The sequence below is a fragment of the Streptomyces sp. NPDC006259 genome (genome assembly GCF_042870975.1).
GTDB lineage: Bacteria > Actinomycetota > Actinomycetes > Streptomycetales > Streptomycetaceae > Streptomyces.
This window is the reverse complement of the sequence record NZ_JBIAHY010000013.1, coordinates 102,156-112,844: the sequence shown is the minus strand read 5'-3', so window position 1 is coordinate 112,844 and position 10,689 is coordinate 102,156. Positions and strand designations below refer to the sequence as shown.

The following is a 10,689-nucleotide window of genomic DNA, read 5'->3' as shown; positions in this document are numbered from 1 at the left end:
CACCGCTTCCTCGCGCACCGCTTCCTCGCGCACCGCTTCCTCGCGCACCGCTTCCTCGCGCACCGCTTCCTCGCGCACCGCTTCCTCGCGCACCGCTTCCTCGCGCACCGCGTCGTCCCACCGCGCTCGCGCCCCGCGCCCCCACGCCTCGCGGCGCCCCCGCGTTGTCCACAGCCCCAGGCGGACCGCTCCGCCCCGTCGTACCCTGGACACCCCCGGCCCGTGACACGCGTCGGGCCCTTCGCGTTGGCCACCCAGACCCATCGAGACCCCGCCGCCCACCTACCGCGGCCCACCCGCCCCAGCGGCCGGCCGCACCGCACACCCGCACACCCACCCCGACCATCACCCACCTCGGACCCCCGGACGGAAAACCCCCTCCATGAGCCTGCACGGTCTGCTCGACGCCGTAGTCAAGGACCCCGCCCTCGCGGAAGCGATCCCCGCGGCCGCCGACGGCAACCGCATGCACATCGACCTCGTCGGCCCCCCGGCAGCCCGCCCCTTCGCGATCGCCGCACTGGCCAGGGAGACCACCCGCACGGTCCTCGCGGTCACGGCGACCGGCCGGGAGGCGGAGGACCTCGCCGCCGCCCTGCGCTCGCTGCTGCCCCCGGACGGCGTCGTGGAGTACCCCTCCTGGGAGACCCTCCCGCACGAGCGCCTCAGCCCCCGCAGCGACACCGTCGGCCGCCGCCTCGCCGTCCTGCGCCGCCTGACCCACCCCCGCGCCGACGACCCCGAGACCGGGCCGGTCTCCGTCGTCGTGGCGCCGGTCCGCTCGGTGCTCCAGCCGCAGGTCAAGGGTCTCGGCGACCTGGAGCCGGTGGCCCTGAGGGGCGGCCAGACCGCCGACCTGAACGAGATCGTGGAAGCCCTCGCCGCCGCCGCGTACGCGCGCGTGGAGCTGGTCGAGAAGCGGGGCGAGTTCGCCGTGCGCGGCGGCATCCTGGACGTCTTCCCGCCCACCGAGGAACACCCTCTGCGCGTCGAGTTCTGGGGCGACGACGTCGAGGAGATCCGCTACTTCAAGGTCGCCGACCAGCGCTCCCTCGAAGTCGCCGAACACGGCCTGTGGGCGCCCCCCTGCCGCGAACTCCTCCTCACCGACGACGTCCGCGCACGCGCGCGTGCGCTCGCCGAACTCCACCCCGAGCTGGGCGAGCTGCTCGGCAGGATCGCGGAGGGCATCGCCGTCGAGGGCATGGAGTCCCTCGCGCCGGTCCTCGTCGACGACATGGAGCTGCTGCTCGACGTGCTGCCCAAGGGGTCGATGGCCGTCGTCTGCGACCCGGAGCGGGTGCGCACCCGCGCGGCGGACCTGGTGGCGACCAGCCAGGAGTTCCTCCAGGCGTCCTGGGCGGCGACCGCGGGCGGCGGCGAGGCCCCCATCGACGTCGGCGCGGCCTCCCTGTGGTCCATCGCCGACGTGCGCAACCGCGCGCGCGAGCTGGACATGATGTGGTGGTCCGTCTCCCCCTTCGCCGCCGACCTGGAGCCCGAGGCGGACACCCTCAAGCTCGGCATGCACGCCCCGGAGGCGTACCGCGGCGACACCGCGAAGGCCCTCGCCGACACCAAGGGCTGGCTGGCCGAGGGCCGACGCGTGGTCTTCGTGACCGAGGGCCACGGCACGGCCGCCCGCACCGTCGAGGTGCTCGGCGGCGAGGGTGTCCCGGCCCGCCTGGACACCGACCTGACCGAGCTGACCCGCTCGCTGGTGCACGTCTCCTGCGGCTCGATCGACCACGGCTTCATCGACCCGGCGCTCGACCTCGCCGTACTGACGGAGACCGACCTGACCGGCCAGAAGGCGGCCGGCAAGGACGGCGCCCGGATGCCCGCGCGCCGCAGGAAGACCATCGACCCGCTCACCCTGGAGGCGGGCGACTACATCGTCCACGAGCAGCACGGCGTGGGCCGCTACATCGAGATGGCGCAGCGCACGGTCCAGGGCGCCACACGCGAGTACCTGGTCGTGGAGTACGCCCCCGCCAAGCGCGGCCAGCCCGGTGACCGTCTCTACATCCCCACCGACCAGCTGGAGCAGATCACCAAGTACGTCGGCGGCGAGGCACCCACCCTGCACCGGCTGGGCGGCGCCGACTGGACGAAGACCAAGGCGCGCGCGAAGAAGGCCGTCAAGGAGATCGCCGCCGACCTGATCAGGCTGTACAGCGCCCGCATGGCCGCCCCCGGGCACGCCTTCGGCGCGGACACCCCCTGGCAGCGCGAGCTGGAGGACGCCTTCCCGTACGTGGAGACGCCCGACCAGCTCACCACCATCGCCGAGGTCAAGGACGACATGGAGAAGACGGTCCCGATGGACCGCCTGATCTGCGGCGACGTCGGCTACGGCAAGACGGAGATCGCCGTCCGCGCCGCCTTCAAGGCCGTCCAGGACGGCAAGCAGGTCGCCGTCCTGGTCCCCACCACGCTGCTGGTGCAGCAGCACTTCGGCACCTTCAGCGAGCGGTACGCGCAGTTCCCGGTGAAGGTGAAGGCGCTGTCGCGCTTCCAGTCCGACACGGAGGCCAAGGCGGTTCTCGAGGGGCTTCGGGAGGGCTCCGTGGACGTCGTCATCGGCACCCACCGCCTGTTCTCCTCCGAGACCAGGTTCAAGGACCTGGGCCTGGTCATCGTCGACGAGGAGCAGCGCTTCGGCGTCGAGCACAAGGAGCAGCTGAAGAAGCTGCGGGCCAACGTCGACGTCCTGACGATGTCGGCCACGCCCATCCCGCGCACCCTGGAGATGGCGGTCACGGGCATCCGCGAGATGTCGACGATCACCACGCCCCCGGAGGAGCGCCACCCGGTGCTCACCTTCGTCGGCCCGTACGAGGAGAGGCAGATCGGTGCCGCCGTCCGCCGCGAACTGCTCCGCGAGGGCCAGGTGTTCTACATCCACAACCGGGTGGAGTCGATCGACCGGGCCGCGGCGAGGCTGCGCGAGATCGTGCCCGAGGCGCGGATCGCCACCGCGCACGGCCAGATGTCGGAGGCCGCGCTGGAGCAGGTCGTCGTCGACTTCTGGGAGAAGCGGTTCGACGTGCTGGTGTCGACGACGATCGTCGAGTCCGGCATCGACATCTCCAACGCCAACACCCTGATCGTCGAACGCGGCGACAACTTCGGTCTCTCCCAGCTCCACCAGCTGCGCGGCCGGGTGGGCCGGGGCCGCGAACGCGGTTACGCCTACTTCCTGTACCCGCCGGAGAAGCCGCTCACGGAGACCGCCCACGAGCGGCTGGCGACCATCGCCCAGCACACGGAGATGGGCGCGGGCATGTACGTGGCGATGAAGGACCTGGAGATCCGCGGCGCCGGAAACCTGCTCGGCGGCGAACAGTCCGGGCACATCGCGGGCGTCGGCTTCGACCTGTACGTCCGCATGGTCGGCGAGGCGGTCGCGGACTACCGGCGCCAACTGGAGTCCGGCGAGATCGAGGAGGAGGCACCCCTCGAGGTCAAGATCGAGCTGCCCGTCGACGCGCACGTCCCGCACGACTACGCGCCCGGCGAGCGGCTGCGCCTCCAGGCCTACCGGTCCATCGCCTCGGCCAACTCGGAGGAGGACGTCAAGGCGGTCCGCGAGGAACTCGTCGACCGGTACGGCAAGTTGCCCGAGCCGGTGGAGAACCTGCTGCTGGTGGCCGGGCTGCGGATGCTCGCGCGCTCGTGCGGCGTGGGGGAGATCGTGCTCCAGGGCAACAACATCCGGTTCGCGCCGGTGGAGCTGCGGGAGTCGCAGGAGCTGCGGCTCAAGCGGGTGTATCCGGGGTCGGTCATCAAGCCGGCCGCGCACCAGCTCCTCGTACCCCGGCCGAAGCCCGCGAAGATGGGCGGCAAGCCGGTGGTCGGGCGCGAACTGCTGGGCTGGGTGGGCGAGTTCCTGGTGACGGTACTGGGGTAGGAGGAGGCGGTCGTTCGCGGGCCACCGGTCGGATCCGTCCGCCGGCGGCCCGCCGCGCTCAGGCCGGGGGCATCAGCATCATCGGCAGGGCGCGGAGTACGGCCTCCGGGTCCTCGCCGTCCAGGAGGCCGTCGAGGTTGTGGCCGAGCAGGAGCGTGGCGAAGCCGTGGGCGAGGGACCAGACGGCGATACGGGCCAGCCGCGCGTCCGGGCCGTCCCCGGCGGGCGCGCCGGTGGTGACGGCGTCGGTGGTGACGGCGTCGGTGGTGACGGCGCCGGTCAGGGCGGCGGCGGACAGGGCGCGGGCCGTGGTCAGCTCCAGGTCGTCGGCGCGCAGCAGCTCGGGCGAGAACATCACCTGGAAGTGCGCCGGGTGTTCGCGCGCGAAGCGGACGTAGCGCGCGCCCGCGTCCCGCAGATCCGTCGCCTCCGTGAGTTCCGCGGCCAACAGCGCGTGCCCTTCCGCGGCGATCGCCGTGAGCAGACCGGTGCGGTCGCGGAAGTGGTGGGCCGGGGCCGCGTGCGAGACACCGGCGCGGCGGGCCAGGTCGCGCAGGCTCAGCCCGGCGGGGCCGTCGGTCGCGATGACGTCGAGGGCGGCGACCAGGACGGCGCGCCGCAGGTCGCCGTGGTGGTAGGGGCGGTCGTTCATGGACAGCAGCGTACGCGGCATCTAGGCATTGACAAGTTGCCTGGGTGCGGGCAATCTAGTCAGTGTCAAGTTGTGGTCGATGTCCGAACGCGACGAGGGGGAGGCGGCATGTCCGGCAATCATGAGCGTCGAGCAGTCGAACAGGCCGGGCCGGGCGAGCGGGGCGAACAGGTCGCGCCGGCTCAGGCGCGCAGGCTCTGGCATCTGCTGGAACCGCTGCACGCGGTGCTGTACTACGCGCCGGAGGCCTTCGAGGAGGCCCGCGCGCTCGGCTATCCGACCGAGGAGCGCTGGGGGAGCTACTTCCCGTTCCGCGCCGCTCCGTTGGGCCCGGTGAGCACCGAGGCGGTGGTCTCCGCCTTCTACAGCTTCCAGCCCGGCATGGTCGCCCGGTACGTCGAGGACGCCTGGAAGGTCGCCGGCCCCGAAGCCGTCCTGGCGGCGAGACGCAGAGGCGTCGACCGGCAGTACCGCACGCTGTTCGGTGACCTGGTGGACAGTCCCGAGCTGGCCGAGGCCGCCGCTCTCGCCCGCCGCGCGGCCGAGGCGGCAGGCACGGCGGGGCGCCCGCTCGCCGCGGCCAACGCCGCTCTGGAGTGGCCGTGCGAGCCCCACCTCCAGCTCTGGCAGGCGGCGACCGTCCTGCGCGAGCACCGTGGTGACGGCCACCTTGCCGCTCTGCTCCTCGCCGGCCTCGACCCGGCCGAATCGCTGGTGTCCTTCGCCGCGATAGGCGCCGCGCCCGGCGAGCGCTTCGCGAGCCGCGGCTGGACCCGAGAGGAGTGGGCGGCGGCGAGTGAGCGGCTGACGGCCAGAGGCCTGCTCGAGGCGGACGGCACGGCGACGGAGGCGGGCCGTGATCTGCGGCGTCGCGTCGAACGGGACACCGACCGGATGGCCCTCGGTCCCTGGCAGACCCTCGGCCCGGAGTCGACGGAACGCCTGGCCGTGCTGCTCGGCGACTACTGGGTCGCGGTGCTGGGATCCGGTCTGCTGCCCTCGGAGAACACCCTCGGCATCGGGAAGGTGTGAGAGCGGCGTTGCAAGCCGGCGTGGCAGGGAGCCTGGCCGGCGGAGACCAGCCCCAGTTCCGCGGCCGTCCACGGGCGACGGTGAAGCCGCCCGCAGCGGATCGCTCCACGCGGACGGCTTCGGGTGCCGGGTGCCGGTCGATCTCGGCGGCTCGGGGTCCATGAGGCTTCGGGCCCGTAAAGCTCGGGGTCCGTGAGCCCTCGGGTCCATGAGGCCTCGGACCGGGCTGCGGCCGGCCGGCGGCCGGTCCCGGTCGCGTCCGCGGTCTAGGGCTAGGGCTAGGGCTAGGGCTAGGGCTGTTCGGGCCGTTCCTCGTCCAGGCCCGCCCGCCGGTGCAGCTGCTGCTGCCCGGAGTCGACCTGGGACTCGTACTGGCCGCCCGTCCTCTCGTTCGCCTTCCGCTCCGCGGCGTCGGACATCTTCCTGGCCTTGTCCTGTGCCGTCTTGTTGCTCTTGAACCTGTCGAGGATGCCCATCCGAGGCTCCTTCCGGAGGTGACTCTCCACCGACGATATTCCCGACAAGTGCGGTATGCCCACTTGAGTCGGTCGTGGTCTGGACCTCCCGACCGCTCGCCCAGCACCGCTCGCTACCGTGTGTGCCAGTGCCCGTCAGGGGAAAACGCCCTGTGCGGGGTGGCGTCGGGCAGGCAGGGGAGGGGCGCGTGAAGCGTCTGAGGGGCGGGGCGGCGGTCGCCGCCGTACTGATGTGCGCCGTGACGGTGGCCGGATGCGAGGAGGAGATCACCGGCTCGGACCCCGGTGGTGCGGGAGCGACGGCGGGCGGTGGAGCGGGGAGCGGCGGAGCGGCCCTCGCGGCGGCCGAGGCGCTGACCGTGAAGGGGCGGGCGCCCAAAACCGGCTACGACCGGGAGAAGTTCGGCTCCGCCTGGGCCGACACCGACTCCAACGACTGCGGAACCCGCGACGACATCCTCAAACGCGACCTGGACGAGGTCCGGTTCTCCGACGGCACCTGCAAGGTGTCCTACGGCGTGCTGGAGTCGGACCCCTACTCCGGCAAGGACGTGACCTACCGGCGCGGCAGCAGCCAGGTCGACATCGACCATGTCGTCGCCCTGTCCGACGCCTGGCAGAAGGGCGCCAAGTACTGGGACGCGAGCAAGCGCATAGCCCTCGCCAACGACCCCCTCAACCTGCTGGCCGTGGACGCGAGCACCAACCGTTCCAAGGGGGACGGCGACACGGCGACCTGGCTGCCGCCCAACAAGGCCTACCGGTGCCCGTACGTGGCGGCGCAGGTCGCGGTGAAGAAGAAGTACGAACTGTGGGTCACCGCCGCCGAGCAGGCCGCCATGAAGAAGGTCCTCTCCGGCTGCCCCGGCCAGAAACTCCCCGCGGGCGGCAACCCGACGAAGGCGCCGGAACGTTTCCACGCGAACTGAGCACGCCGCCCGCCCGCTCGGCGACCGCCCGCGGCCGCACGAGAACCCGCACCCCCGCGGCCTGTGACCCGCACCCCCGCGGCCTGTGCGCCGCCTGCCGTGCCCGCTGCGGGGGGCTACCGGCCGTATGGGTACCCCTGCTGGTAGTGCCCCTGCTGTCCCGGCGCGCCGTAGACCATCGCCGGCATGGCCGGGACCCGCTTGTCGAACATGGCCCACAGCAGCATGCAGGCCGCCGTCACCAGCGTCACCATGATGGCGAGACCCATGTACCCGTCCCCGTCCGGGCTGTCGTCCGTCGCCATCCAGGGGATGGTCACGCACTCGTACAGCGCGAACGCGCCGAAGGCGGCCCAGTCCGCGGAACGCCCGCGGCGGATCGCCACGTAGAGGAACGGCACCCACGCCAGCAGGCCGAACGAGAACCACGCCAGGGCCACCCAGGCGATCCGCTGGAGCCACCCCGCCTCGAGCCGTCCGTCCGCACCCGTCATCACTGCCGTCATGTCGCCCCCTAGTAGCCAGGGAGCAAGATTAGGGCACGGCCGGGCCCGCCCGGACCTCCCTGTCTTTACCGTGACATGAGCGAATCTTGCCCCGGAGAGAGACCCCTGTTTTCCGACCACGGACGAGCCGCGGGGTACGGTGCGTTCGATTCAGGGGGCTCTACACGCACACGCACGCCGTACGCCGGGACCGGACCGTACGCGCGCGGACGAACGATGGGGTGGGGATGGCCGAGCACCGGCAGTCCAGAAAACGCAGATACCTCACCTGGGGAGTGGCCGGCGCCGCCGTCCTCGCCGGGGCCGGGATCGCCGCGCAGAACTCGATGGCGGCCACCACCTGGCCCGCCCAGAAGACCTACACCGGCCGGGCCTTCGACACCTGCACCGCGCCCTCGCTGTCCGCGATGAAGGCCTGGAGGAGCGACGGCTTCTACGGCGCCGCCGCCGTGTACGTCGGCGGCAGGAACCGCGGCTGCGCCCAGCCCAACCTCACCGCGTCCTGGGTGAAGTCGGTCAACGCGGCCGGCTGGAAACTCATCCCCCTCTACGTCGGCGCCCAGCCGCCCTGCCAGACCGGCACCAGCCCCGAGAAGATCAGCGCCGCCACGGCCGCCTCCCTCGGCGCCACCGACGCCGCGGACGCCGTCGCCAAGGCCGCCGCGCTCGGCATGAAGGCGGGCAGCCCCATCTACCTCGACATGGAGCCGTACGCCATCACGAACAAGGCGTGCAACGACGCCGTGCTGACGTACGTCCGCTCCTTCACCAAGACCCTGCGCGCGAAGACCTACCGGGCCGGCTACTACGGCTTCAGCAGCTCCAGCGCCAAGGCCGTCGCCACCGCGACCGACAAGACGGACCTGCCGGGCAACCTCTGGTACGCGCTGTGGGACAAGCAGAACACCACCACCGCGGACTGGCCGTGGGGCGCGACCCAGTACACCGGCCACAGCCGTGGCCACCAGTACCTGGTCAACAGCAAGGAGACCCGCGGCGGTTACACGATCACCGTGGACCGCGACGCGTGGGACGCCCCGGTCGCCCTCGTGGGCTGACCCCGCACGGGTGCGGGCGCGGCGGTGCCCGAAGTCCTGGTGAATCGTTGGTCCAATGGGTTGGCCCCAGCCCCGCCACTGCCTACCATCGATCACCGCAAGACCTTGTGCACCGCCGCACAATCTCCTCGGGAGGCTTCCTTGCACCGCCGTCGTCGCACCGCGCTCCTGCTGTCCGCCGCGATCGTCGCGGCGGGCCCCCTCCTCACGGCCTGCGGCAACGAGGCCCACCCCGGAGCGGCGGCCGTCGTCGGCGGCCGGCGGATCACCGTCTCGCAACTGGAGGACCGGGTGAACGAGGTGCGCGAGGCACAGCGCGCCGCCGTCCCCGACGACGCCCAGTACGCCCAGGCCGTCGCCCGCACCGGCACCCTCACCCGCGACACGCTGCACGGCATGGTCCTCGACCGGGTGCTGCACCGCGCCGCCGAGGACGCGGGCATCACGGTCAGCCGCAAGGAGGTCCAGGAGATGCGGGCCGGCCTGGAACAGCAGGCGGGCGGCGCGAAGGGCCTGGAGACCACCTGGCTCCAGCAGTACGGCATCCCGCCGCAGCGCCTCGACGAGAACCTCCGCCTCCAGCTGGAGGCCCAGAAACTCGCCACGCGGCTCGGCACCGACACCAGCCGGCCCGAGTTCTGGAACGCCCTGTCGAAGGCGTCCCGGGAACTCGACGTCGACCTCAACCCGCGGTACGGCGACTGGGACGCGAAGAAGGTCAGCCGCGTCGACGCCAGAACACCGTGGGTGCGCGACGTGACGGCCGCGTCCCAGGCCCCGCAGACCGCCTGACGGCACGCCGGTCCCCCCGCCGGCCCGCGGAGACGGCCCCGGGGGCGCCGACGGGGTGGGTTACGTTCGGACGGTGAACGCAACGAGTCCCGAAGGCACCCCCACCCCCGGCCGTGTCGTCCTGCTCACCACCAGCCACCGGGTCGCCCCCGGCCTGCTGTCCTGGCCCGCCTGGCAGGCCCTGCGCGAAGCGGACCGCGTCCTGTGCGCGGACGGCGCCCATCCGCAGCTGCCGTACCTGCGCGAGGCCGGCATAGAGGTGGCGGAGACCGCCCCCACCGCCGAGGACCTCCTCGCGGCCTGCGCCGGCGGCCGCACGGTCGTCGTGGTGGCGACCGGCGAGGGCGAACCCGCCCTGACGGACGGCCTGGCCCGCCTCGCCGGCTCCGGCCGCGTGACCATGCCCGACCTGGAGCTGCTCCCCGCCTCCTACGACCTCCCCGGCGCCCGCCTCCTCGACCTCGTCCAGGTCATGGACCGCATCCGCGCCGAGTGCCCGTGGTCCTCCCGGCAGACCCACAAGGGCCTCGCCAAGTACGGCCTCGAGGAGGCGTACGAACTCGTCGAGGCCATCGAGGACGGCGACCGCGACGCACTGTGCGAGGAACTGGGCGACGTCCTGCTCCAGGTCGTCTTCCACGCCCGCATCGCCGAGGAGGACGAGGAGGCCCCGTTCTCCGTCGACGACGTGGCGGGCACGATCGTCACCAAGCTCGTCCACCGCCACCCGCACGTCTTCGGCGACGCCACCGCGACCACCCCCGAGGAGGTCAAGGAGCACTGGCTGCGCACCAAGGCGGCCGAGAAGCGCCGCGAGTCGGTCACCGACGGCGTCCCCCTCCACCAGCCCGGCCTCGCCCTGGCCGCGAAGCTCGCGTCCAGAGCCCGCTCGGCACACCTGGACGTACCGCTCCCGGCGGCGCAGGGCATCGGCTACGAACTGCTCGCCCTGGCGGCCCGCGCGGAGTCGGAGGGCATCGACCCGGAGGCGGCCCTGCGGGCGGCGGCCCGCGCCTACCGGGACGCGATCCGGGCGGCCGAGGGCGTGGGCGAGTAGGCGGGCAGCGGCCCGTCGACGACACCTGCGGGTGGGCGTGGAGCCCTGGTGGGCGGCGCCTGGCGGAGGGGCGTGGAGTCCTGGTGGGAGGTGCCCGTTCGGTGAGGCGGCCGGGGGCCGCTCGGCGACGCCGTCGGCTGGAGCACCGACAGGTCCCCTCGCATGGCCGGGCGGCGGGACGGCCGCGACCGGGGCGCGTGCCGGGGCCGTAAAGGCCACCGGTCCCGGCGGCCGGGGCGTGCGTGGCTCGGCCGGCATCCCGCGAACCGGAAGT

9 protein-coding genes are annotated in these 10,689 nt (G+C 72.8%); 6 read left to right on the top strand and 3 right to left on the bottom strand.

Annotated elements, in window-relative coordinates; translation table 11 throughout:
• The first annotated feature begins 382 nt into the window (after positions 1–382).
• Positions 383–3,913: a transcription-repair coupling factor gene (gene mfd, locus ACFYO5_RS36985; RefSeq protein WP_388717911.1), complete on the top strand. Its 3,531-nt coding sequence runs from the start codon at positions 383–385 to the stop codon at positions 3,911–3,913.
• A 58-nt stretch (positions 3,914–3,971) separates the two neighbouring features.
• On the opposite strand, the gene ACFYO5_RS36980 is transcribed toward mfd, so the two are convergent.
• The gene (locus tag ACFYO5_RS36980; protein ID WP_388717908.1) at positions 3,972–4,565 is read right to left on the bottom strand and encodes a TetR/AcrR family transcriptional regulator; all 594 of its coding nucleotides are present in this window, start codon (positions 4,563–4,565) and stop codon (positions 3,972–3,974) included.
• A 108-nt stretch (positions 4,566–4,673) separates the two neighbouring features.
• Here ACFYO5_RS36980 and ACFYO5_RS36975 point away from each other — a divergent pair, with 108 nt between their 5' ends.
• Entirely contained in the window at positions 4,674–5,597 is a 924-nt protein-coding gene (locus ACFYO5_RS36975) for a hypothetical protein (protein WP_388717905.1), read from the top strand.
• A 290-nt stretch (positions 5,598–5,887) separates the two neighbouring features.
• Here the strand turns inward: ACFYO5_RS36975 and ACFYO5_RS36970 are convergent, their stop codons facing one another.
• On the bottom strand, positions 5,888–6,073 hold the full coding sequence (locus ACFYO5_RS36970) for an antitoxin (protein WP_356568670.1): 186 nt from the start codon (positions 6,071–6,073) through the stop codon (positions 5,888–5,890).
• Positions 6,074–6,303: 230 nt separating this feature from the next.
• Here ACFYO5_RS36970 and ACFYO5_RS36965 point away from each other — a divergent pair, with 230 nt between their 5' ends.
• Positions 6,304–7,002, top strand: a complete 699-nt coding sequence (locus ACFYO5_RS36965; protein WP_388718086.1) for an HNH endonuclease family protein — start codon at positions 6,304–6,306, stop codon at positions 7,000–7,002.
• Between the two features lie 116 nt (positions 7,003–7,118).
• On the opposite strand, the gene ACFYO5_RS36960 is transcribed toward ACFYO5_RS36965, so the two are convergent.
• Positions 7,119–7,508, bottom strand: coding sequence for a hypothetical protein (locus tag ACFYO5_RS36960; protein ID WP_356568666.1), 390 nt, complete (start codon positions 7,506–7,508; stop codon positions 7,119–7,121).
• 227 nt (positions 7,509–7,735) lie between these two features.
• Here ACFYO5_RS36960 and ACFYO5_RS36955 point away from each other — a divergent pair, with 227 nt between their 5' ends.
• From ACFYO5_RS36955 to ACFYO5_RS36945, 3 genes are all read left to right on the top strand, one after another.
• A complete protein-coding gene (locus ACFYO5_RS36955) occupies positions 7,736–8,566 on the top strand; it encodes a glycoside hydrolase domain-containing protein (RefSeq protein WP_388717902.1) in 831 nt (276 codons plus the stop codon).
• Between the two features lie 141 nt (positions 8,567–8,707).
• A complete protein-coding gene (locus ACFYO5_RS36950) occupies positions 8,708–9,358 on the top strand; it encodes a SurA N-terminal domain-containing protein (RefSeq protein ID WP_388717899.1) in 651 nt (216 codons plus the stop codon).
• Between the two features lie 73 nt (positions 9,359–9,431).
• Positions 9,432–10,415, top strand: a complete 984-nt coding sequence (locus ACFYO5_RS36945) for a nucleoside triphosphate pyrophosphohydrolase (protein WP_388717897.1) — start codon at positions 9,432–9,434, stop codon at positions 10,413–10,415.
• Positions 10,416–10,689 lie beyond the last annotated feature (274 nt).

Bases quoted from the DNA above. Each gene is read 5' to 3' on its own strand.
- mfd (WP_388717911.1), top strand. From the start codon at position 383: ATGAGCCTGCACGGTCTGCTCGACGCCGTAGTCAAGGACCCCGCCCTC.
- ACFYO5_RS36980 (WP_388717908.1), bottom strand. From the start codon at position 4,565: ATGAACGACCGCCCCTACCACCACGGCGACCTGCGGCGCGCCGTCCTG.
- ACFYO5_RS36975 (WP_388717905.1), top strand. From the start codon at position 4,674: ATGTCCGGCAATCATGAGCGTCGAGCAGTCGAACAGGCCGGGCCGGGC.
- ACFYO5_RS36970 (WP_356568670.1), bottom strand. From the start codon at position 6,073: ATGGGCATCCTCGACAGGTTCAAGAGCAACAAGACGGCACAGGACAAG.
- ACFYO5_RS36965 (WP_388718086.1), top strand. From the start codon at position 6,304: ATGTGCGCCGTGACGGTGGCCGGATGCGAGGAGGAGATCACCGGCTCG.
- ACFYO5_RS36960 (WP_356568666.1), bottom strand. From the start codon at position 7,508: ATGACGGCAGTGATGACGGGTGCGGACGGACGGCTCGAGGCGGGGTGG.
- ACFYO5_RS36955 (WP_388717902.1), top strand. From the start codon at position 7,736: ATGGCCGAGCACCGGCAGTCCAGAAAACGCAGATACCTCACCTGGGGA.